Origin of the sequence: Paenibacillus sp. GCM10027626 (assembly GCF_042676285.1) — a bacterium.
In the GTDB taxonomy this organism is placed as follows: domain Bacteria; phylum Bacillota; class Bacilli; order Paenibacillales; family Paenibacillaceae; genus Paenibacillus_Z.
This window is the reverse complement of sequence record NZ_JBHTHC010000013.1, coordinates 52,796-76,670: the sequence shown is the minus strand read 5'-3', so window position 1 is coordinate 76,670 and position 23,875 is coordinate 52,796. Positions and strand designations below refer to the sequence as shown.

The 23,875-nt window shown below is 52.6% G+C and carries 19 protein-coding genes; 5 read left to right on the top strand and 14 right to left on the bottom strand.

Annotation, left to right across the window (positions count from 1 at the left end; all coding sequences use genetic code 11):
- Positions 1-25: 25 nt before the first annotated feature.
- Positions 26-1,753, top strand: coding sequence for an ABC transporter ATP-binding protein (locus ACFQ0N_RS23285; RefSeq protein WP_379330740.1), 1,728 nt, complete (start codon positions 26-28; stop codon positions 1,751-1,753).
- Positions 1,750-3,678 (top strand): ABC transporter ATP-binding protein, encoded by a 1,929-nt coding sequence (locus tag ACFQ0N_RS23280; protein WP_379330737.1) that lies wholly within the window; start codon positions 1,750-1,752, stop codon positions 3,676-3,678. The genes ACFQ0N_RS23285 and ACFQ0N_RS23280 overlap by 4 nt, the downstream gene beginning before the upstream one ends.
- A 53-nt stretch (positions 3,679-3,731) precedes the next feature.
- Here the strand turns inward: ACFQ0N_RS23280 and ACFQ0N_RS23275 are convergent, their stop codons facing one another.
- From ACFQ0N_RS23275 to ACFQ0N_RS23240, 8 genes are all read right to left on the bottom strand, one after another.
- Complete coding sequence (locus ACFQ0N_RS23275) at positions 3,732-4,910, bottom strand: GNAT family N-acetyltransferase (RefSeq protein WP_379330735.1); 1,179 nt, start codon at positions 4,908-4,910, stop codon at positions 3,732-3,734.
- A 92-nt stretch (positions 4,911-5,002) separates the two neighbouring features.
- The gene (gene glpK, locus ACFQ0N_RS23270) at positions 5,003-6,505 is read right to left on the bottom strand and encodes a glycerol kinase GlpK (RefSeq protein ID WP_379330733.1); all 1,503 of its coding nucleotides are present in this window, start codon (positions 6,503-6,505) and stop codon (positions 5,003-5,005) included.
- A 27-nt stretch (positions 6,506-6,532) separates the two neighbouring features.
- Positions 6,533-8,206: a glycerol-3-phosphate dehydrogenase/oxidase gene (locus tag ACFQ0N_RS23265; protein WP_379330731.1), complete on the bottom strand. Its 1,674-nt coding sequence runs from the start codon at positions 8,204-8,206 to the stop codon at positions 6,533-6,535.
- A 247-nt stretch (positions 8,207-8,453) separates the two neighbouring features.
- Positions 8,454-9,023, bottom strand: a complete 570-nt coding sequence (locus ACFQ0N_RS23260; RefSeq protein ID WP_379330729.1) for a glycerol-3-phosphate responsive antiterminator — start codon at positions 9,021-9,023, stop codon at positions 8,454-8,456.
- 84 nt (positions 9,024-9,107) lie between these two features.
- Positions 9,108-9,656 (bottom strand): glutathione peroxidase, encoded by a 549-nt coding sequence (locus ACFQ0N_RS23255; protein ID WP_379330727.1) that lies wholly within the window; start codon positions 9,654-9,656, stop codon positions 9,108-9,110.
- 22 nt (positions 9,657-9,678) lie between these two features.
- The gene (locus ACFQ0N_RS23250) at positions 9,679-10,179 is read right to left on the bottom strand and encodes a CcdC family protein (protein WP_379330725.1); all 501 of its coding nucleotides are present in this window, start codon (positions 10,177-10,179) and stop codon (positions 9,679-9,681) included.
- A 140-nt stretch (positions 10,180-10,319) separates the two neighbouring features.
- Entirely contained in the window at positions 10,320-11,120 is an 801-nt protein-coding gene (pdaA, locus tag ACFQ0N_RS23245; RefSeq protein ID WP_379331050.1) for a delta-lactam-biosynthetic de-N-acetylase, read from the bottom strand.
- Between the two features lie 61 nt (positions 11,121-11,181).
- Positions 11,182-11,406, bottom strand: a complete 225-nt coding sequence (locus tag ACFQ0N_RS23240) for a YwbE family protein (protein ID WP_379330723.1) — start codon at positions 11,404-11,406, stop codon at positions 11,182-11,184.
- A gap of 175 nt (positions 11,407-11,581) precedes the next feature.
- Between ACFQ0N_RS23240 and ACFQ0N_RS23235 the strand changes: the two genes are divergently transcribed.
- The 3 genes from ACFQ0N_RS23235 to ACFQ0N_RS23225 all read left to right on the top strand — a co-directional run bounded on the left by ACFQ0N_RS23235 (position 11,582) and on the right by ACFQ0N_RS23225 (position 13,842).
- Positions 11,582-12,085 carry a ferritin gene (locus ACFQ0N_RS23235; protein WP_379330721.1) on the top strand — a complete coding sequence of 168 codons (504 nt, stop codon included), beginning with the start codon at positions 11,582-11,584 and terminating at the stop codon, positions 12,083-12,085.
- Between the two features lie 175 nt (positions 12,086-12,260).
- Positions 12,261-13,496, top strand: coding sequence for an NO-inducible flavohemoprotein (hmpA, locus tag ACFQ0N_RS23230; RefSeq protein ID WP_379330719.1), 1,236 nt, complete (start codon positions 12,261-12,263; stop codon positions 13,494-13,496).
- 109 nt (positions 13,497-13,605) lie between these two features.
- Positions 13,606-13,842 carry a hypothetical protein gene (locus ACFQ0N_RS23225; protein WP_379330717.1) on the top strand — a complete coding sequence of 79 codons (237 nt, stop codon included), beginning with the start codon at positions 13,606-13,608 and terminating at the stop codon, positions 13,840-13,842.
- Positions 13,843-13,871: 29 nt separating this feature from the next.
- Here ACFQ0N_RS23225 and ACFQ0N_RS23220 read toward each other — a convergent pair whose 3' ends face one another.
- The 6 genes from ACFQ0N_RS23220 to ACFQ0N_RS23195 all read right to left on the bottom strand — a co-directional run bounded on the left by ACFQ0N_RS23220 (position 13,872) and on the right by ACFQ0N_RS23195 (position 23,870).
- A complete protein-coding gene (locus ACFQ0N_RS23220; protein ID WP_379331048.1) occupies positions 13,872-14,390 on the bottom strand; it encodes a Crp/Fnr family transcriptional regulator in 519 nt (172 codons plus the stop codon).
- 177 nt (positions 14,391-14,567) lie between these two features.
- Positions 14,568-16,454, bottom strand: coding sequence for an LTA synthase family protein (locus ACFQ0N_RS23215; protein ID WP_379330715.1), 1,887 nt, complete (start codon positions 16,452-16,454; stop codon positions 14,568-14,570).
- Between the two features lie 811 nt (positions 16,455-17,265).
- A complete protein-coding gene (locus tag ACFQ0N_RS23210; RefSeq protein ID WP_379330713.1) occupies positions 17,266-18,849 on the bottom strand; it encodes a DEAD/DEAH box helicase in 1,584 nt (527 codons plus the stop codon).
- 194 nt (positions 18,850-19,043) lie between these two features.
- The gene (locus tag ACFQ0N_RS23205) at positions 19,044-20,474 is read right to left on the bottom strand and encodes a HEAT repeat domain-containing protein (protein WP_379330711.1); all 1,431 of its coding nucleotides are present in this window, start codon (positions 20,472-20,474) and stop codon (positions 19,044-19,046) included.
- A 178-nt stretch (positions 20,475-20,652) separates the two neighbouring features.
- Positions 20,653-21,723 (bottom strand): nitric oxide synthase oxygenase, encoded by a 1,071-nt coding sequence (locus tag ACFQ0N_RS23200; RefSeq protein ID WP_379331046.1) that lies wholly within the window; start codon positions 21,721-21,723, stop codon positions 20,653-20,655.
- A 161-nt stretch (positions 21,724-21,884) separates the two neighbouring features.
- A complete protein-coding gene (locus ACFQ0N_RS23195) occupies positions 21,885-23,870 on the bottom strand; it encodes a GTP-binding protein (protein ID WP_379330709.1) in 1,986 nt (661 codons plus the stop codon).
- Between the last annotated feature and the right edge of the window lie 5 nt (positions 23,871-23,875).

The following is a 23,875-nucleotide window of genomic DNA, read 5'->3' as shown; positions in this document are numbered from 1 at the left end:
TCAGAAATGAAGGTGAACAAGCCTAATGGTGAAATTGTTCCGGTTTTTAAAGCCCTACCGCTTTCTCGTCTTTCTCGTCATTTTGCTCGTTTTTCTGCAATCCCTTACCGACCTGCTCCTGCCAACCTTAATGGCCGACATTATCGATGATGGCGTCAAGCTTGGCAACACAGATTACATCTGGAAAACAGGAAGCATCATGCTGCTCGTTGCTGCGCTTGGGGGCATCTGCTCGATCGGCGCCAGCTTCTGGTCCTCCAAAGCGGCAGGGGGCTTCGGCAAAGATTTGCGTTCAAAGCTGTTTACCCATGTTGAGCACTTCTCTTTAAGCGAATTTGACAAGATCGGCACAGCATCGCTCATTACACGGACAACCAATGATATCACCCAGGTACAGCTCGTCTTGACAATGATGATGCGCATTATGGTTATGGCGCCGCTTATGTGCTTTGGCGGCATTATAATGGCGCTCTCCAAAGACGTTCCCCTCTCCTACGTTATTATCGCCATCGTTCCGGTGCTTGGATTAATTATATTCGCCCTGGCCAGCCGCGCAATGCCGTTATTTAAAGCCATGCAATTGAAGATTGACAAGCTCAATCTCGTGCTGCGCGAAAACCTGACCGGCATTCGGGTCATCCGTTCCTTCAACCGCGAGACGCATGAGCAAAAAAGGTTTTATACGGCCAACCAGGATTTAACTGAGACCGCGATTAAAGTTAATCGCCTGATGGCCTTTATGATGCCGGTCATGATGCTGATTATGAACCTGGCAAGCGTCGCTATTATTTGGTTTGGCGGCATGCGGATCGACAGTGGCGCTCTTCAAGTCGGCGAATTAATCGCCTTCATTCAATACGCTTGGCAAATTATGTTTGCCCTGCTCTTTGCCTCCATGATGTTCGTCATGATTCCGCGCGCAGCGGCCTCTGCTACAAGGATTAATGAAGTGCTGGAAATGGAGCCGCAAATCGTCGATCATGTCACCGGCAGCCAAAAACCGCGTGACATGGCTTCAGTTGAATTCGACAATGTCACCTTCCACTATCCGGGAGCGGAAATGCCTGCACTGTCCGGCATCTCTTTCTCGACGGCCCCGGGAGAAGTGACGGCTATTATTGGCGGTACGGGCTCCGGAAAGTCGACGCTGATCAATCTGCTTCCCCGCTTCTACGATGCCAGCGAAGGGCAAATCCGCATCGGCGGCGTGGATGTGCGCAACATGACTCAGGAGCAGTTGCGCGAGAAAATCGGGCTCGTTCCCCAAAAGGCGCTGCTCTTTACCGGTACGGTGGCGGATAATATCCGTTTTGGCAAGGAGGATGCAACTGACGAAGAGGTCCGCCATGCCGCGGCTGTTGCACAAGCTGCCGATTTCGTATCGGAGATGGCTGACGGCTATGATTCCGTAATATCTCAGGGCGGAACAAATGTCTCCGGTGGACAAAAACAGCGGCTGGCTATTGCGCGTGCGCTTGTGCGCAAGCCATCAGTTTATTTGTTTGACGACAGCTTTTCGGCGCTCGACTTCAAAACAGATGCCAAGCTGCGGGCTGCGCTGCGCTCCGAGACAACCGAGGCAACGGTGCTCATCGTCGCCCAGCGAGTCAGTACCGTAATGGACGCCGATCGCATTCTCGTGCTTGAGGAAGGGAAAATTGCCGGTATGGGAACGCATAAAGAGCTGCTGCAAACTTGCCCGGTTTATCGCGAAATCGTTACATCCCAACTGTCTGAGGAGGAAATTGCATGAGTGGACAACATAATGGCGGCTCTGCTTCCGATGCCAGCAAACGGCCTCCCAGAGGACAGCAGGCGGGTCCTGGCTTTGGCCGCGGCGGGATGGGGATGCCTGTACAGAAAGTGAAAAATTTCAAGGCTACGCTGCGCAGGCTTATCGGCTATTTGAAGCCGCATCGCGGAGCGCTCGTCATTGTACTTGCAACCGCAATTTTAAGTACGGTCTTTTCGATCGTCGGCCCTAAAATTTTGGGAAAGGCGACGACCGAGCTTTTCAACACCGTGATGGCTCGCTTCCAGGGCGATACCACTGCCGCAGTTGATTTTACATACATCGGGCAAATACTGCTTGTCCTGATCGCTCTTTATGTCATTAGTTCGCTGTTCAGCTATATCCAGCAATATGTGATGGCCAGCGTAGCGCAAAAAACGGTGTTTGACCTGCGTCAAGATGTCAACAAAAAGCTCGCTCGCCTGCCGCTGAAATATTATGATTCGCGCACGCATGGCGAAATATTGAGCCGGGCCGTCAACGACGTCGACAATATCAGCAGCACGCTGCAGCAAAGCTTGACCCAGTTTATTACAGCGATCGTAACATTAATTGGCGTCATCGTCATGATGCTGACAATTAGCCCGATTATGACGCTTATTACGATCGTTACACTGCCTGTCAGCTTTGCTGCAATTGCGATGATTGCTAAAAAGTCGCAAACCTATTTCAAGGGTCAGCAGGCCGCTCTTGGCGAATTGAATGGCCATGTCGAAGAAATGTACACCGGACATGCAGTCGTCAAAGCTTTCGGCCATGAGCGCAAATCGATCCAAAAATTCGACGCCGTCAATGAGCGGCTTTATGAATCCGGCTGGAAGGCCCAGTTCGTTTCCGGACTAATCATGCCGATCATGGGCTTCATCGGCAACATCGGCTATGTGCTGATCGCCATTGTCGGCGGATTTTTTGTACTGCGCAAGTCGATTGAGGTAGGGGACGTTCAAGCCTTCATCTCCTACTCGCGCCAGTTCACTCAGCCTGTTACGCAAACTGCGCAAATCGCCAACATCATTCAGTCAACGATCGCCTCGGCAGAGCGTGTTTTTGAGCTGCTTGATGAGGAAGAGGAGGTACCGGAAACTGCGAGCCCGGCTGTTATCGCCGAACCATCCGCAGGCCGGCTGTCCATGCGGGGCGATGTGCGGTTCGACCATGTCAATTTCAGCTATAAAGCGGAAAACCCGCTTATTGACGATATGAATATTGATGTAAAATCAGGACAGACAATCGCCATCGTCGGCCCTACCGGCGCAGGCAAGACGACGCTGATCAATTTGCTCATGCGGTTCTATGAATTAAATAGCGGCCGGATTCTGATCGACGGAACGGATATTACCGGGTTGCGGCGGGGCGATCTGCGCAGCCTGTTCGGAATGGTGCTGCAGGATACGTGGCTGTTCAATGGCACGATCCGGGACAATATCGCCTATGGGCGGATGAATGCGACAGAAGAGGAAATCATCGAAGCGGCGAAAGCAGCTTATGCCGACCATTTTATTCGTACACTGCCGGAAGGCTACGATACGATTTTGAATGAGGAAGCTTCGAACATCTCGCAAGGCCAGAAGCAATTGCTGACCATTGCTCGGGCAATATTGGCCGACCCTTCCGTACTTATTCTCGATGAAGCGACCAGCAGCGTCGATACGCGTACGGAGGTGCATATTCAAGAGGCGATGAACCAATTGATGCAAGGCAGAACAAGCTTCGTGATCGCCCACCGTTTATCCACAATCCGCGATGCCGATCTCATCCTCGTGATGAATCACGGCAAGGTTATCGAACAGGGCAATCATGAGCAATTGCTTGCAGCGGGCGGCTTCTATGCCGATTTGTATGAGAGCCAATTTACCGGGCGCAGCCTTTCGCAAGACGCTATCTGACAAATCGAGGCCGTTCCATGTTATCGACAGCGATACATGGAACGGCCTTTATTTTAAAAGTAATCAAGCAAGTAAGTTTGCCGCTGCGGCAGCAGCCGTTCCAGCCGCTCAACATCATGCTCCGCGGCGGCAAATCGCTCGCCTCGCCACAGCTTGTCCGGACGCTGATAACCGATCATCATCGCGGACAGTATTTGGATGGTGCAGCGGATGACAGGTTCATGATCCGGCGCGGCCCCCGCTTTGGCCAACGCGCCTTCGCCTTCGGCGGAGACGGACAATATCCATTCACCATCGTTCCAAGGCGCATAGATATCTTCTACTTGCAAGCGCAGCCGCACTGCTTCCCCGCCCGCCTGGAAACGATACTGGGCGACAAAGGCGGGCAAATCTACGATACGAGCCATAAAATAAGGCATAATCTCATGTCCGATCCGCGGATCGGCAAGCTGCAGAGGCAGCCAGTCATCCGCCGGCCCTTTGGCGACAACCTGCTTAATCATCGAATCGTGATTGGCGATAAACGTCCAGAGTCCCTTTCGCGCCGTCTCGTCCAAATAAATCATCTCTTTCACCGTCAAAACCTGCTGCTCAATACTATAAAGCAAATATCCGCCAGGCTTGCCATTCGGACGATAATACAATGCTGCGTAGCAAGGGTTCCTCAGCACCGATTTCTGCCACCAGTCGTTATGGCGGACAACCATCCCGTTATAGCTAGGCGCATATGCTTCATACACCTCTTGCATCTGAGCGATGGCCTCGGCCGGAGCATGCCGCCGAACTTGCCCTTCAGTTGCTGTACGGGCGGGAAGCTGATCGACGGCGATTTTGTATACCCGCTGATCGGAAAACATCTCCCAGCCGAATTTTCGGTAAAAGTTAAAGGAAAATGGAGCAAGCAACGATACCGCTTGTCCATCCTGCTTCATTTGTTCCAAAGCATGGGTCAGCAGCTTGGCGACATGACCTTTGCGCCGCTCCTCCGGCCAGCTCGCTACACTGGCGATGCCGCCCATCTTCACCTTCTCGCCATGCAAATAAATTTCTAGCGGAATAATACCGAGCTTGGCTTTTAAAGTGCCGTCTTCAAATATTCCCCATTCGCGTTCCGCCTTAAAGCCGGCCCGCAGCGCAGCCAATTGCTCACTTGTCGGCTTATATTGAAATGCATAGGAGGACAGCTCCATTCGTGCCTCGAAATCATCCTGTCTGAGTTGGCGAATTTCCATCTTCACACCCCATTTCGAAGTAAAGACGCGGTACAATTCACCGCGTCTTTTTATTGTACTATATGATTGCAGCTTTTCACACGCTTGCTTCACTAGGCCTTGAAGGCCATCGCCGCCCGGACCGCCCTTTTCCAGCCCTCGTACAATTCCATGCGGCGCTCCTCTGTCATAGCTGGCAAATAGCTGCTGCCTCGCTTCCAGTTGCGCTGCAGCTCGCTGCGATCCTGCCAATAGCCGACAGCAAGCCCGGCCATATAAGCCGCTCCCAGCGCCGTCATCTCGCTGACAGCTTGCCGCTCCACCTCAACGCCAAGAATATCGCTCTGGAATTGCATGAGGAGCGAATTTCCCACTGCCCCGCCATCGACCCGCAGCTTGGATAACTTCAGCCCAGCATCCTCTTCCATCGCACGCAGCACATCTTTGCTCTGATAGGCAAGCGCTTCAAGCGTAGCCAATATGAGATGCTCCTTGCTAGTTCCGCGCGTTAATCCGAACACGGCGCCGCGCACCTCGCTGTCCCAGTAAGGCGTCCCCAGCCCGACAAACGCCGGCACCACGTATACGCCGTCTGTCGATTCAACCTTGCGCGCATATTCCTCAGACTCGGCAGCTGTCCGGATTAATTGCAGACCGTCGCGCAGCCATTGGATCGCCGATCCGGCGACAAAGACGCTGCCCTCCAGCGCATATTCCACCTTGCCGTCCAGTCCCCATGCGATCGTCGTCAACAGCCCGTGCTGCGACGCTATTGCCTGCTCCCCTGTATTCATCAGCATGAAGCAGCCCGTACCGTAAGTGTTCTTGGCCATCCCCTGCTCGAAGCAGGCATTGCCGAACAACGAAGCCTGCTGATCGCCGACAACCCCGGCAATCGGGATCGTGCGGCCGAAGAAGTGCTCCTCTGCAGTATGCGCATAGATTTCCGAGGAGGACTTCACCTCCGGCAGCATCGCCGCCGGCACTTCCAAGATGCGCAGCAGTTCCTCGTCCCAGCACAGCTGATGAATGTTATAGAGCAGCGTTCTCGAAGCGTTGGAATAATCGGTAATATGCGCTTTGCCGCCGCTTAGCTTCCACACCAGCCAGCTGTCGATCGTCCCGAACAGCAAGTCGCCTTGCTGCGCCAGCTCCCGGGCCCCTTCAACATGATCCAGCAGCCATTTAATTTTCGTTCCGGAAAAGTAAGGATCGATCAATAACCCCGTTCGTTCGCGGAAAAGCTCATTATAGCCCGCCTGCTGCAATTGCTCGCAGATGGAAGCTGTCTGCCGGGACTGCCAGACAATGGCATGATGAATCGGCTGACCGGTATGGCGATTCCATACAACCGCAGTTTCCCGCTGATTGGTAATCCCAATAGCGGCAAGTTGCTCCGGCCTGATCGCCGCCTTGCTTACAGCCTCGGACGTAACGGCCAGCACCGAGCGCCAAATCTCTTCGGCATCATGCTCCACCCAGCCTGCCTGCGGATAGTGCTGTGTTATCTCCTGCTGCGCAATCGTTATAATGTCGCCCTCATGACTGAAAATAATCGCTCTCGAACTTGTTGTGCCTTGATCAATGGTCATAATATATTGGGCATCCATCAGCATCCCTCGCTTCCTGCATCGTCAGATGAATTATGAATTCGCCTGGCTTGGCACCGCTGCCTCTTGCAGTGCCTGCTCCAACTGCCCGGTATACCGTGCAATCTGCTCCTCCGTATAGGAGAGCTGGGCAGCCATCGCCTGGATAACTCCGTCTTTCCAGCGGCGCACCCATGCAATGTCGAAAAATAACGCTCCCGTACGCCGGATAAAAAAGTCGACCGGCGCAGTTGTCATCTCATGATCAATACCATACAGCAGAGCCGCATATACTTCTGCCGGCAAACCATATTGATCCGCTTCATTCACCGCTTGCGGCATAAGCGCAAATATTCGGCTTACATTCGTGCCATAGCGCTGGGCCAGTTCAGCAGCAACCTCGCGATCTAACCCTAATTTTACCCCTTCTTGCGTCTTTGTGGCTACAAATTGCGGAAACCCTGCCGATCCGCCCACATCGCCGCCTGACAAAGAAATATTCCTTGTGCTGCAAGGTCTATACCCCGTGCTTCCTTCCTTTCCTAGCTCGGATACGAGCAGATCGACCACCGTCTCGGCCATCTTGCGATAGCCTGTCAGCTTGCCGCCGGCAATCGTGATCAGGCCGGATTCCGAACGGAAAATTTCATCCCGGCGCGAAACCTCTGAAGGGGATTTCCCTTCTTGATAGACCAGCGGCCGCAGGCCGGCCCAGCTGGATTCAATATCATCAACCGTCAGTTTAAGGGAAGGGAACATCTCCTGCGAGGCCTTCAGCACGTAATCGCGGTCAGCCACTGTAGTTACGGGATGCGCTGTATCACCTGTATAGTCTGTATCCGTCGTTCCGACATACGTCTTGCCGTCGCGCGGGATCGCAAACATCATTCTGCCGTCAGGGGTGTCAAAATAGATCGCCTGGCGCAGCGGGAACCGCTCGCCGTTAAACACCAGATGCACGCCTTTCGTTAAGCGCAGCGTCTTGCCTTTTTTGGAGCCGTCCTGCTCCCGCAGCGTATCTACCCATGGCCCTGTCGCATTTACCACTTTCCGCGCACGTACAGTATACGTATGGCCATTGATCAAGTCGGCCACCTCTACGCCGACCAGCTTGCCGTTTTCATAAAGGAGTTTTTCGGCTTTCGCATAATTGACTACATCCGCGCCAAATTCAACCGCTTTTTTCATCGTTTCAATCGTAAGGCGCGCATCATCCGTCCGGTATTCCACATAGTAGCCGCCCCCCTTCAGGTCGGCTTCCTTCAACAGCGGCTCCCTGCGCAGCGTCTCTTCCCGGCTAAGCATCTTTCTCCGCTCTTCGCGTTTGACGCCTGCCAAAAAGTCATAGACTTTAAGTCCGATCGAAGTTGAGAAGGAGCCGAAGGTCCCTCCCTTATAAAAAGGCAGCAGCATCCATTCCGGAGTCGTAATATGCGGGCCGTTCTCATACACAATCGCCCGTTCCTTCCCGACCTCTGCCACTACCTTGATTTCCAGCTGCTTCAAATAACGCAAGCCGCCATGCACAAGTTTCGTAGAACGGCTGGAGGTTCCCGCCGCGAAATCCTGCATCTCGATCAGCGCGGTCTTGAGTCCTCTAGTACGCGCGTCAAGCGCAATACCTGCGCCGGTAATCCCTCCACCGACAATAAGTACATCGTAAAGCTCCTCTTGCTGCATTTTTTTCAATACTGACGACCGTTCCTTGGCTGAAAATAATAATTTCATCGCTGCTTCCTCCTGGTAGTTTAGTTCACGTCTTCGCAGGATTCGACACTTTGCGCCACAAAAAGAACGCAAAAAAGAAACCACGATCATCCCTGCATGCGAGCATGCAAGGTAGACTTGGTTTCTCCAGGGTCTCCCACCAACTATTAACTTGGTGTCATCATATCACGTTCAGCCGCAGAAAGGAAGCCCATTTGCAGAATATAAACAATACAAGCAGTCTGAATGCCGCCTATGCTCCTTAAATCTACTGCTTTAAACCACGACCCTCAAAATGTTTCCAGAGCGTCTTATCCGAGGTTGTCACCGCGCTTGCGCCCGCCTGCAGCGCCGACTCTACATCCGCAATCGAGCGGATCAAGCCGCCGGCAAAGATCGGGATGCCGGTCTTCTCCAGCACCTCGGAAATAACATGCGGAATGACACCAGGCAGCACTTCCGCATAATCGGGCTTAGTGCGCTGCAGCAGGCTGCAGCCCTTCTCCAAGGCGCTCGTATCCAGCAAGAACAGCCGCTGGATCGCGAGCAAGCCGTTCTGCTTCGTCTTCATAATTACCCCGGATTTTGTCGAGATCACGCCCGACGGCCTAACCACCTGGCTTAAATACTCCGCGGCATACTCGTCATTCTTCAAGCCTTCAATCAGATCAGCGTGCAGCAGCGCTTTTTTGCCATTGGCTTTGGCCAAATTAACAATATCCTGCACTCTGCTAATATGGCTGTCGAGCAGGACGATATATTCATAGCTCATATCCATGAGCTTCTCCAGATCCTTCATCTTGCGCACTGCCGGCAAAATGAGCTGTTGCTGAAACACGGCCCGTCAGCTCTCCTCTCCCAAACTGTCTATCCCAAGCGCGCTGCAGCGGGCCTCGAACCCATAAACATCAATTGATCGCTGCTACAGCAATTGCCGGGCCGCTTCCTTCAGATCGGCAATCTCCACGACAGATTCGAATCTTCCCGCCACATGACCGCTCCGGTCAACGAGAAACTTAGTAAAATTCCATTTAATCGAATTATCCTGCATCCATTCCGGCATTTTTTCCCGCAAAAAGCTATCCATCCGTTGTCCGCCCGGTGTCGTTGTATCAAATCCTTTGAACGGCCCAGCCTCGGTCAAATATTGGAAGAGCGGATGCGCCCCTTCATCTCTGACATCTATCTTGGCAAACAGCGGGAAGCTTACCCCATAATTGACTTGACAGAACTGCTCTACTTCCTCGTTGCTCCCAGGCTCCTGCCCGCCAAATTGATTGCAGGGAAAGCCGAGAATCTCCAGCCCCTTGTCCTTATATTGCTCGTACAGCTGCTGCAGATCGGCGTACTGTCTCGTGAAGCCGCATTTGCTGGCCGTATTCACAATCAGCAGTACTTTCCCTTTGTATGCAGACAAGGATTGCAGCTCGCCGCCAATCGTCTCCGCTTGAAAATCATATACTGTCGTCATCTTCTTATTCCCTCCCGGATTATTATTGCCGCTCTGTCTTCGCAGTCTGCTGCAACCGCAAAAACTTGCGCACCATCGTTAACCGCCAAACCAGAATCATGCCGAAAGCAAGGATGAAAAAAAGAGCTGCAGTCTGCGGAATCGTTATATACGCTTCCAATACATCATGAAGTACGAGCCGAATAATCAGCAACGATAATAGTAAAACAATAAACATTTTGGAGCGTATCAAAATAATTTGCCCGTCTCTTAACTCCAGTTTAGACGTTCGTATGAGCGGGTAAGCAAAAAATAACGCACCTGCGGCAAAAGCAGCCAGTGCCCAAAGCCAAGGCACATGTGTTTGCGGTGCTGCAAACATTAGAAAGCCGCTGGACATGGCAACCGGCGGAATCATGATTTTGCGCAACGTCGTCGGGCGGTTGGCCGCGCGCAGCCGCAAAAATACGATTGCAGCCCCAACCGCTATCGAAATGAACAGCGAAGCAAGGTGGGACAGTTGAAAATTAGGCACCGCACTCATGGGGACGAGAATCACCTCTTTTATTGGCCTGCTATTTCTTCTATCGTACTGTATGTACTTACGTGATGCAAGATAAGGGAAAATGCAAAACGGCCCGCCCGGGTTTATCCACGAAACCTTCAGGCGAGCCCATTTCAGTATTAGCGGTATTCCTTTGTTTTCATCTCATCCAGGCTTTTAAACGTATATCCTTTGGCACGGGCATCATCAATAATTCGCGCCAACGCCTCCGCATTATCCTTTGATACAGAATGTAGCAGCAGTACAGCTCCCGGATGAAGCTGTGCCATCACATTATTATAAGCATGCTGTGCTCCACGCTGCGCGTTTACATCCCAGTCTTTGTAGGCTATAGACCAGAACACGCTAATATAGCCGGCCTGACGGCTCACCTCCAACGAACGCTCACTGAAAATACCGCGCGGCGGGCGCAAGTAATGCATCGTCGATTGCCCGGTAACTTCTTGCACAGCCAGCTTGACGCGGTTCAGCTCCGATTGAATCTGCTCGGCTGACAGAGTCGTCATGTCAGGATGGCTCCATGAATGATTGCCAACGATGTGGCCTTCGGCTGTCATTCGTTTGACGAGCTCCGGCTGGTCCTTCACATAATGACCAGTAATAAAAAATGCCGCCGGAACCTGCTTGCTTTTCAGTACATCCAAAATAGGAGCAGTATACCCGTTCTCATAGCCATTATCGAAGGTTAAATACAGCTCTTTGGTTTTGGTATCCCCTAGAAAAATGCCGCCATGCTTTTGCACAATATTCATAAATCCCTCTTCGGCTATAGAAGGCAGCTGACCGTTCTTGCTTTTTTTGAATCCAAAATGGTAAGGCTTCGCACCGCTGGCTTCCGCACGGATTATGCCTGCACCTGCCATCAGTCCAACACATAAGGCGATGGCCAAAGCTTTCCGAAAGAAATTACGGATCGGCATTTTTTTCATACACTCCCCTTTAAAGTCATTCAAGGGGTACTATTTCTCTTTCAGCCTCATTTTATTCAAAGCTTTGATCATTCGTTTCGGAGGCCGGTACAATATGCTTTACCCGCCCGACCGCTCCGCTCGAAAGCCGCACTTTAATGCCATGCGGATGCTGCGGAGACTTCGTCAACAGCTCCTTGACGATTCCCCGCGTTAATTTTCCAGTCCGTTGATCCTGCTTTAATACAATATCGACTGTCATGCCCGGACTAATAGCCGAACGCTGCTGGCCATTCATATGCAATCTCTCCTCCAAAATCCAACGATCATCTAAGCTTATCATGTCATAACACCAAGTACCATTATTATGAGTGACTAATGCCGTTCATTCGATGCACAATAACAAGACGAGCACACGTATTTATGTTACACTATCCGAACAGAAGTTATTATATGGAAAGGTGCGTGCCCCTATGAACGAACAGCTTAGCAAGGCACTTAACGACCAGCTTAATTTTGAATTTTATTCGGCTCAGGTTTATTTGGCCATGGCTGCTTACTGCTCCGGAGAAAGCCTGGACGGCTTTGCCAACTTCTTCATTGTACAAGCTGAAGAGGAACGCTTTCATGCCATGAAAATTTATAAATATTTGAACGACCGCGGCCATCGCGTCACGATCAGCGGCATGGACAACCCCCTGAACGAATATAGATCGGTACTTGACGCGTTCGAGCACGCTTTCGAGCATGAGAAGCTGGTTACCCGCCGGATTTATGATTTATCCGATCTTGCCTTGAATGACCGCGAGCATGCAACCATTCAATTTTTGAAATGGTTTATTGATGAACAAGTCGAAGAAGAAGCGCTTTTCGACAGCATCATTAACAAGCTGAAGCGAATCGATCAAGACAGCAATGCATTTTTCATGCTGGATAACGAGTTTGCGCAGCGTTCCTTTACACCTCCGGCGCTTTAATTTTGTTCACGATAATCCAGCAGCACACCCATCGTCAGTCTTTCGGCTTTCGCGGTGGGTTTTTTGCCGTTGTTCACAAAGGCTTCCTTTTTCCTGTGATTGTAATCACATGTTCTGCATGAAGCAACCTTTACACTTAAAGCATTACTTTAACCGGAAAAGGAAGGCGATTCGTATGTTAGCGACTGCTGCTATTGATATTATCCGTTCCACAGTACCTTTATTAGAAACTCATGGCGAAGCCATTACAAAACGCTTTTATGAGCAAATGTTCGCCGCTCATCCCGAACTATTAAATATTTTCAACCATGCCAACCAAAAGCAAGGACGGCAGCAAGCTGCATTAGCTAACGCTGTATATGCCGCTGCTGTTCATATCGACCGGCTGGAACAAATTTTGCCTGTTGTCAAACAAATTGCCCACAAGCATCGCAGCCTTGGCGTAAAACCGGAGCATTATCCGATTGTCGGACATCATCTGCTGGCAGCTATCAAAGACGTATTGGGCGAAGCAGCTACAGAAGAGGTATTAGCCGCATGGGCTGAGGCTTATGGCGTGATCGCAGATGCTTTCATCGGCGTTGAAGCAGATATGTATGCAGCAGCGGAGCGGCAGCAAGGCGGATGGGAAGAATTCCGGCCATTTATCATTGCCAAGAAGGTGCCGGAAAGCTCCGTCATTACCTCCTTCTATTTGCAGCCGGAGGACGGTAAAGCAATAGCTGTCTTCGAGCCTGGACAATATATTAGTGTCAAACTGTCCATTCCTGGTGAAGTAAATACGCATATCCGCCAGTACAGCTTGTCAGATGCGCCAGGTAAGCCCTATTACAGAATTTCGGTGAAACGCGAGGATGCCGCAAAGGACAAACCGGCCGGCATCGTGTCTAATTATTTGCACCAGCAGCTTGCAGAAGGTGACCGTCTGCTGCTCTCTGCTCCTGCAGGGGATTTTACACTTGGCCGTATCGCCAAACCAGAATTGTCCCGGCCTCTCGTCTTCATAAGCGGCGGTGTTGGCATTACGCCTCTGATGAGCATGCTCTTGCATTTGCAGCAAACAGAGCCGGAACGCAAAGTCACATTCATTCATGCAGCACTTGACGGGCAAACACAAGCTATGCGGGAAGATATGGTCGCCTTGGCCGAGAACAATGCGCAACTAACCGTTCATTTTTGCTATCAGCGCCCTACTGTTGAAGATAAGCGAAGCGCGAATTTTAGCAAGGAAGGCCGTATCGATCTGCCATGGCTGCAAACTGTCATTCCAGCCGCTCCTTATGAAGCGAGCTACTACTGCTGCGGCCCGGTTCCCTTTATGAAACAGATTTATAATGATCTAGGCAAGCTGGGGGTACCGGCTGAACAAATTCATTATGAATTTTTCGGACCTGCCGGCAAGTTGGAGTAAGGAAGTTGTGCAAACACAACGAGCCGTCCTCTCTTGAATGAGGGCGGCTCTTTAGTTAATATGGAACTAATGGAATTTTATCCCATATCCTAGTAAGGGGGAGTTAGCTATGAAAGACAAGGGAGCCATTCATGAGACGCAACCAGCAGAGCAAGCAATTCTGTACCGGGATGAATATTATACAGATGAAAATCTGCGCGCAATCCAACAAATTGAGGGAGGAGGCTCGATAAAGAAAGCTGATTTAAATTCTATGCCGCGCCCTGTGAGGATTTTTGGATACGGTTTTGTTGTAGTAATGGTTTTGATGGCTGCAGCAATAGTTGGAGTCAGTGTGTTCCGGTAGGGAGGCTCGAAGGAGATAGATGGCTTACGTTAACCCTTCGCGTCATCTTTAGCCGCTCTTGCCCGCAATAACCGATTCACCGTCTCGCGGCGCAAGCCAAGAAATTGACCGATCTCCTCCTGTGTCAGCAGCTCCGTGAACGGGATATCTGTTATATAGCTTCGAAACCACTGCTCAAGCCGCTGCAGCCGCTCGCGAGGTTCAATGGCCGTTAATTGGTCAATCCGCTGCTGCATCATACGCAGCTTAGACTGCAGCAAGCTTGCCGCTCTGCGGTAATTGTCCGCTGTTTGCTCCAGCTCCGCATACCATTCCGACGCAGGAATAATCGACACTTCACAAGTCGTTAAGGCAATCGCCGTACCATGATACTCTTTTGGTGTAATTAAGGAGTGATGAGGAATAACTTCGCCAGGTGTTATAATATTGAAAATGAATTGACTGCCATCTTCATGAATGCGAACTACCTTCAGCAGCCCCTGCTCAACACGAAATAAGGGTCCGCTCTCTCCCTGACGAAACAGCACCTCACCTTTATGCAGCCGCACACCAATCGCCTCCACACCTAATTTTTCGAGCAAGAAGAAACGGCTGACGCCGTCCTTGGCGCGAGGCAAGTTTCTTCCCTTTGAAATATAAGCTGTGTATAAGGTGAAACTTATACTTTCTTATATTTAAAAAAAGACCAGACTCCGCTTGCTCTCATCTGGCCGCAATCCTCATATTTACTCTGCTGCTGATTTCGCTTCCCGGTCAGGCAACTGAATAACATAGCTGTCCGAATAGTGAAGCAGCTGCAGCGCCCGATTGTATTCGTCCTCTGTCGCCAAATGACCGGTTCCCTTCTCGCCCGCCAATGGGTCAGCAAGCGGATATTCCGTCCCATCCTCGAAGCCGTTGCCGGGCATAAAAAGCGATTCCGAGCTGAGGAACGACCCGGTCGGCAAATAATAACGCTGAGGCAAAATATTATAATTTTGGTTAAACAGATCCTGTCCAAAATAAATTTGGTTATCCAGCGATATCCCGAGAAGATTGGCAATCGTCGGAAACAGATCCACTTGACCGCCAATTTGTTCATAGACAGCCGGCTTAGTAATGCCCGCCGAGGCGATAATTAACGGGATGTTAATCATATCTGTATAGCTGTAGTCTCTCCCGTAGATCTCTTTCATCAACTGCTCTTCTGCACTATTCAAGGAATACATAGGCAGACCGAGATGGTCGCCATAAATGACGATCAGACTGTTATCCCACAACCCTCTGGCCTGCAAATCGCTGATAAAACCGCCCAATGCCGCATCAGCATAGCTTTGCGCCCGCAAATAATCGCCGACAAGAGTGTCCTGATAACGTTCAGGCAGTGTAATGCGGTCCTTTTCCTTTGGCGTGGAGAAAGGGTGATGCGCAGTCATTGAAATAACATGGGCGTAAAATGGCTTGCCCGCCTGCTGCATGCGATCCAGCTCCTCGGCTGTTTTGCGGTAGAGCACCTCATCCGAAGGGCCGAAAAAGACTGTATCTTCATTGCCGAAAAAAGCCTGATCGTAATAACGGTCAAATCCAAGCCCCTTGTACAGCTCGCCGCGATTCCAAAACTCCACCATATTCGTATGGAAGGTGGCCGTATCATAACCATGCTGCTGGAACGTTCTTGGCATGCTCGGCAATACCTTGCCCGCATAAGCCATCGTCGCCGCGCCGCGCGGCGGAATATAAAACGATGTATTTACGACAAATTCAGCATCGGACGTATTCCCTTGACCGACCTGCTGATAAAAGTTCGGGAAATAAAAATGTTCTTTCATGAGCCGGTTCATATTCGGCGTCACTTCCTGCCCGTCAATTTCCAGCCCGAGCAAAAAGTTCTGAAAAGATTCCAGCTGAATAACAATGAGATTTTTGCCCTGTGCAGCCTTCCACAACGCTGGTGTCGCAGGTTTTTGAATCCCTTTGATGGCCATAATCGCTTTTTCTGTAATTTGCTCTGGATTAACCGGCTCAGGCTTCTCACGATTGAATATCGTGTACGCCTCATAATTCAATATTCCCATCTCTGACGCCTGCTTGATTTCATTCATGCTGGCTCGGTTCGGCCAAATATTCATCAAGCATACCGCAAATGAAATGGTAAACAATACAACGACCGCCGTCCGTCTTTCTTGCCTAGGTTTGAAATTCGCACGGATTTCCTTATATTTACTGCGGAATGACCATGCCATAAAAATGAGAATATCAGTAAATATAAACAGAAAATATGGATCGAGCAATGAAAATACACTATTTTTCACCGCTGTTACTTGGTTGACCTGCTCCAGCGCGTGGTAAGTTACGATGATGCCAAAGTATTTGTAATACATGATGACAGCAAAAAACACGCTAGTGAACAGCAAATTAACTGCATTATAAAGGAGCAGGCGGCGCTTGCCGGCAAAGCACTCAATCAGGCAAAACGCGAGCCACATAAACGGCATCTCAGTAACGAACGGCTGCCAAGTCGGTACCGTATCAAAGGTGACTAACCAAGCGATGTAACTTTTAATCAACAAAACAACAGTAAAAAATATGAATGGTCTTGTAGTTACCAAACGGCTCGCCGCTGATAAAGACATTTCCACACCTCCGTGACTACCTTAAAAATATAGTAGGCGGCAGACTGGTGTCAGAGCTGGGACAACTAATGCCAGTTCTTCTGCTGTGGGCATAATTTGAGCTACATGAACTATTATGCCCTCCTCTTTGTATGATGTCAAAAAAAAGCAAATCTTATAACCGCCGATGTAACGGTCATATTGAGGCTGTCGATTTTCTGCGCACAACGATTTTCTGCCGCAGTAGCGGGCAACTGGAGGTCCTGCGGACCTACGATCCGCTATTTTGTCCAAACCCGGCTCATTTGAAGTTTCGCGGACACACGATCCGTTGATATGAACGATTTTGCCGGGTTTTTGCGCCGTTTTGAGGCAAATAACGGAACCACGGTCCGCAAGCACACCCATTAGCCACTTTGTTCACAGATAACCGATCTACGGTCCGCTCATGCCCGCTTCGCCCGCGCTTACAGATGTCCACGATGAATCGACAGCCTCATATTGCAAACAAACCGCTTCTGAAAGGCGCATGCCGGATAGCAAACAAAGGGCCAGCGCTAACTAACTGGATTTTATGCAGGTAAATAAGCCAAAACAGATGATTTTGGCATTCTAAATGGATATTATTCAGCTAGATCTGACCAAATCGGGCATAACCATCGCTATCCCCCTATCCCCCCAGTTCTAACTGCAGATTTTCCATTTAGTCGGCTATCTAGAGCAAAAAAACGGAAATTACCTGTAGAAAATCCATTTAGCCGGCAAAGTATCCGGGCAGGCCGCGGTACTGGACTGCAGGCAGTGCAGTCCGGTGCCGCTTGCGCTTCGAGAGCTAGCCTCTTGTACGTCTTGACCTTGCGTTGCCGCCTTTTTTGCCCGAATCACGCCCGCGGCCGCGTTCGCGACCGGGATTATCGCCATAACGCGCAGGACGTTCGCCACGGCCCCACTGGGCTTCCTGCTGCTGTCCGCGCGTTTTCGCCGCACGCGCTTGGCTGCCGCCTGCCGCACCTTGTCTCCCCCGTGCCGGGCGAGCCTCCGTCTCCGCACCTTGTCTCCCCCGTGCCGGGCGAGCCTCCGTCTCCGCACCTTGTCTCCCCCGTGCCGGGCGAGCCTCCGTCTCTGCACCTTGTCTCCCCCGTGCCGGGCGAGCCCCCGCCTCCGGACGCTGGCGCTGTCCGCCGCGGCCGCGGCCGCCGGCACTGCTCCTGCCGGCAGCAGACCTGCCCGCGCTGACTCCGGCTTCTGCGCGTTCCCTGCGCCCTTCATCGCGCTCAGGGCGCGCTTGCTGTCCGGCAGCGGAGCCGTCCGCACGTTTGCGCTCCATCGTCATCCCGATGCCCCGCTCGATCATATCGATCAAATTGCGGTCGCGCGGCGCGACGAATGTAACCGCCAGACCGTCGCTGCCTGCGCGGCCGGTTCTGCCGATACGGTGAATATAGCTTTCTACATCATGCGGGATATCATAGTTGTACACATGCGTAACGCCTTCCACATCAAGCCCCCGGGCCGCTACATCCGTCGCCACCAGCAGCTGCAGCTTCGCATCGCGGAACCGCTTCATGACCTGCTCCCGCTTCGCTTGCGACAAATCGCCGTGCAGCTCGTCGCTGGCGTAGCCCATTTCCTGCAGCGCTTCGTTCAGCGTGCTTGCACGGCGTTTCGTCCGGCAGAAAATCATGGCCAGGTACGGATTATGCGCATCAATTTGCTGGCGCAGCGCCGCCTGCTTCCCCCGGTCTGTCGTCTCGATCACGAGCTGGCGAATTCCTTTGACGGTCACCTGCGGGGCACGCACCGTAATGTCGTGCGGCTCCTTCATGAACTGGGCAGCCAGTGCCCGAACACCTTGCGGCATCGTAGCCGAGAAGAGCATCGTTTGCCGTCTTGCCGGAACTTGCTCCAATATTTCTGCCACTTCATTCAAAAAGCCCATATGGAGCATCTGGTCGGCCTCATCCAGTACAAGCATCGTCACCGAACCGAGGCTCAGCGTTCCGCGGCGCATATGGTCGAGCAATCTGCCCGGCGTCGCCACGGCAATATGTACGCCATTTTCAAGCTTTCTCATCTGGGCTTCGACATCCTGCCCGCCATATACCGCCAGTACGCGAAACTCGCCCGAGGAAGCAAGCCAACGCTTCAGCTCGGCGGTAATTTGCAAGGCCAGCTCTCTCGTCGGCGTAAGAATCAGCCCTTGCAGCTTCTGTTTCGCTGGATTAAGCATCTCCAGCATCGGAAGCAAAAAGGCCAGCGTCTTTCCCGTTCCGGTCTGTGCCTGGCACACGACATCGCGGCCTTTTAATATTTGGGGGATCGCTCCCTCCTGAATCGGTGTCGCCTCATGAATGCCTCCTTGATGGAGCGCCGATACCCGACCCGGTGAAATTCCTAACTCTGTAAAACCTGCCATAACTGCCACCTCATCCGTATATAGACAAAATCGTCATTCTGAATCGAATCCATGGAAATCCGCTTCTGAATTTTACTCATCCTATCCTATCATAATTTGCCGACTTTGACTCTCTTCCATACCAGCCTGACAATAAAAAAGATCGCCCGAGCGGGGCGGCAATGCCCGGCCGGACGATCTTTTAGTTAGCCGAATCAAGGGTAAAACGTGCTTTCTTTGGTCGTGCTGGAACACCAGCGAGTACGGAACAGATCAGCTATCAGCGCTTCTTTGGCTTCCTCTGTCCCGATATAGCGCAGAGCCTCCAGCGAATGTGCGCGCACATAGCGATTATCGTCATCAAGAGCATTAATGAGCGCAGGTACAGCATCAGCAGCAGCCGCTCCTACGCGGGCAAGCGCCAGCCCGGCCATGAAGCGTACCTGCACATCCTCATCCTGCAAGCATTGTACCAGTGCTGCGGTCACCTCTTTGGCAGGCGCGCCGATCATGCCGAGCGCATCAACGATTGTTCGGCGAACGGCAGGCTCAGCGCTCGTAAGCAAAGCACTCAAGGCAGGCACAGCCCCGCTTGCTTCCCCGCGAAGCTCGCCGAGAGCAAACACAGCATGCATCGCCACATCGCTTCGCCCAGCTGCCAATGCGGCCATTAGACCAGGCAAGGCTGCCCCTCCTGCGGCCGACAAGCCGTATGCGGCCATCCGCGACACCGCCCGCTGCTCATGATGCAGCGCTTGCAGCAGCGCCTCAATGCCAGCTTCGCCCGCCGCCGCCAATGCGTAAGCAGCATTTAGCGCATCCGGCTCCGCTGTGTCCGTATTTTGCAGCGCGCTGCTCAGTTCGGCAGCATTGGCTGAAGCTGAAGCTGCTCCGCCATTTGCCGCCAGAGAACCGATTTTCCCGCATAACCAGTCCCATGTATCCTTCCACATCAAGTCATGCTCGCAGATCAAGCGGCGAGTGGCTGCCGGTCTTTTCCATTCAAGAGTCTGGTTATCCCATGAAGGCGCCACAGGCGCTTTTGTCCGCATAAATTCAAATTTCAGCATATAGCGCTCGCGCCCGGCTACATTCGCTGTAGACCGATGCCATATATCGTAATGGATCAGCGCGAAGGTGCCCGCCTTGCCCGCTGCAGTAGCCTCATCCGGCGTATCATCCTGCTCAAATTGGCGTTTCTCATAATTTTGCGTGCCTGGCATAACGCCTGTCGGCCCAAGCTCAAGCGGAGTATCCTGAGGGAAATACATAATCATCGCCCACCATGGATGGTGATTGCGCATGCGGTTATATCCCCAATAGCTGTCCTTATGCCAGCCGCCCGCAACTGGACTGGCGTTGAAATGACCGTGGCGGTGCGCATGCAGCATATAGTCCTCGCCCAGCACGCTTGTCAGCGCGCCGGTAATTGCCGGATGCTCGAACACCTTCTGTAGTTCGCGAATGCGCGGCAGCAAATTGTTGCCGGGATTCCCCTCTTCCTCATATACATGATTTAACTGCGATACAAGCTGTTCATGAAATGCCGCCGGAAAATCCGTTTGCAAAATAAGGAAGCCTTCCGTAATAAACGTTCTCATCTGCTCATCTGTCAACATTATTGGCGCCTGCTGCATATTGCCCATCTCGATTCCTCCCGGGTAACAAGTATTCAATGGCCGGGTCCGCCCCATTGCGGCAGCTGCCGCATAATGACGCGAACTTTGCTTGCTCTCATTATAGAAGGAAAGGAGGCGCTGCTAACATGAACGAAGTTAATGCCCGTTTATACAATACTAAGATCATCGCGATCCGCGCCAAAGCTTAATAAGGGTCCTTCTGATAAAAATAATTCGGCGTCTCTATCCGGTTCGGATACGAGCGGTGAAAAATGTGAGTGGCAGCCGGCGAGACGGGCGGGATCAGCCATGTCCAATCGCCGGTCGTCTCCCGCTCCGCGCGCCGCTCCCGTTCTTCAAAGCTGGCAAATTGTCTCGCTGCGGTATGATGATCGACGATCGTCACACCGCTTTGCCGGAACGAATGCAGTACGGCAATGTTCAGCTCAACCAAAGCCCGGTCCCGCCACAGGCTGGCATCGCGGCTTGTATCGAGCCCCATAATTGCCGCGACCTGCGGCAGCTGGTTGTAGCGAAAATCGTCGGCAAAATTGCGTGCACCGATTTCGGTTCCCATATACCAGCCGTTGAAAGGAGCAGCCGGATAACTGATTCCGCCAATTTCCAGGCGCATATTGGACACCATCGGCACGGCATACCATTTTAGACCCAGCTCGGAAAACCGTTCATACTCCGGATGGGTGATCGGCACCTCCAGCACAAGCTTCGCATCGATTTCAAACCATTTAGGCGCCTGACCGGCCCTGCTTTGCAGTACAAGCGGCAGCACATCAAATGCCGTCCCCACTCCTCTCCAGCCAAGCCGCTGGCATATTGCGGTCAGCTTGAGCGAGTCGGGATCGCCAATGACCCCGTTCGGCGTATCGTATCCGGCATAGCGCACCAGCTGATAGTTCCAGATGCGCGGCCCGCCGCTCGCTTCGTCAGCAGCCCGAAATACCGTTATGGCCGGCCGGATCTTACCGCCATTACTCGCATAATTGATATGGAGGTACAGCGCTTCTGCCATCTCTTCCTCCGTCTCCGCCTTGCGGGCATCCAGTACATGAAGCGTCTCCCAAAATAGCCGCCCGATACAACGATTGCTGTTGCGCCAGGCCATTTTTGCGCCATGCGAGAGCTCCTCGCTCGTATGCTCATATGTGCCGCTGCGCAGGATAGACTCGCGCACCTCCCGGATACGCGCCTCTGCCTCGCCAGGTAATTTGCCCAACTCATGGTAACAAGTTCTCACAAACAATTCCGCTGCTTCCATTAGCGTCTGCTGCCCGTCTGCTATTTGCTGCTGCACTGCGCAATCCCACCCGTCCAACGTGATGACAGTATTATATCGCATCCATCAAGCGCGAACGATGGAAGCAGGCCTTAATCCCTAGAATTGTCATTTCATTGTGACATAACTGTGGACGGAGCCGCCTAACCATTAGATAATGCTTTGCGCACGGCCAAAATATATTTGGCCTGGTCGCGGGGATCTACACCGCGGCGCTGCCGCTCCGCCTCGACATCGGCAGGACAAGCCTGATATCCGTCGAAGAAGACGGATAATGTTCCTCTCCCTTTCGTAAGTGACCCAAGCCGCGCCGGAAAGTCCAGGGAGGTCGCCACAGGGAGGCGCCCTTCAATCTCGACACGCTCCTGCCCGACAAGCGGAGCATCGAACTCGCTGCGCATCAACAACAATTCATTCATTAATTTGCCGCTAAATTCCTCCGGGACGGAAAGTCTGAACCGCAGCATCGGCTCCAGCAGCCTGGTACCCGTTTTAGCTAGGCCATCCATAATTCCCATCGGAGTGGCAACAACAAAATCGAGCGGATGGGTATGCCACACATGATGCTCGCCCGCGACTAGCGTCACGCGCAAATCCGTTACTTCCCAGCCTTTCAGGCCTTGCTGCAGCGCCTCAGGCACGCGCCGCGCCACCTCATTTTGATAGCTGTCCAGCAGATCCTCCCGTCTCACAACGGACCGGTATTGCAAACCGCTGCCTGGCTCTCCGGGCTCAATGAGAAAGCGCAGTACAGCCCAGCACGGCTTGGGCATCGTATAAGCAATATAGCCCTCGCCCGCCGACGCCGGTGTCTCCTTATAAATAACGGACGGCTTGCCGAAGCTGACCTCCAGCCCGTAGCGCGTCTGTACTAGACGAGTCAAAACTTCCAGCTGGATCGGCCCCATCACCTTGAGATGCAGCTCCCGTTCATCAGCAAGCCATTGTACATCGAGCAGCGGATCCTCATCGGCCAATTCTTGAAACGCCGCCACAACAGCCGGATATTCGGCTGCATTTTGCCAATGCGCCTGTACAGTCAGCAGAGGCACCGCCAGCGTCTTGCCGCCGGGAATACCGTCGGGAGAGCCGATGATATCGCCGATGCGCGCCTGGTTCAGACCATATACTGCCGCAATATCGCCCGCGCGAACGATGCCGATGTCTTCGGTCTTCTGTCCCAGTATTCGCCGGATTTGCGTAACCTTCTCCTCCAGTTCAGCGGTTGCATTCCAGACGGTGTCGCGATTACGCAGCATTCCGTTATATAAGCGGACGAATGCGACGCGTCCCATCGCCGGATCGCGCTCAATTTTGAACACAATGCCGGATAGCGCCTTCTCGGCAGCTCCTTCAGCCTCTGGAAGCAGCTTTACAATCGCATCCATTAAAGCCTCCACACCGATGCCGCGGCCGGATGCCCCGAACAGCACAGGAAACAGCTTGCAGGCTGCTGTACCTTGCTGAACGAGCGGTAGCATTTGCTCGCTTGTCAGCACCCCGTGCTCCAAATACCGCTCCATTGCCGCGTCGTCGAGCTCAGCCAGCGCTTCCATCAGCTGCTCGGCAAATTCTGCCGCCCAAGCAGCGTTCGGCTCGCCGCTCAACAAGTCAGCCGCCCCGCGGTAAGCGGCCTCTTGCCCGTCAGGCGCGCTGATCGGCACTGCCTGTGCAGACAGCAAGCGGCGAATTTGCGCCAGCACGGTTACAGCATCGGCGCCTATCCGATCCATTTTATTAGTGTAGATTAAAGTAGGAATGTTCAGTTCCCTCAGCGCTTGCCAGATAACCTCCGTCTGCGCCTGGACCCCTTCGGCAGCCGATACGATCAATACAGCTCCATCCAGCACGCGCAGCGAACGCTCCACCTCGGACAAAAAATCGACGTGCCCTGGCGTGTCCACCAGATTGATTGCAGCATCCCGCCATACCAGCCGCGTTACGGCCGCCCGCACAGAAATGCCGCGCTCGCGCTCGACATCAAGCCAATCTGTCTGCGCTGTCCCGCTATCGACGCTGCCCAGTGCCCTAAGCTGCCCGCTTTTGAACAGCATCTGCTCCGTAGTCGTCGTCTTGCCTGCATCCACATGGGCAAAAATACCAATATTGCGCAGCCGTTCCTCCGCCATCAGAC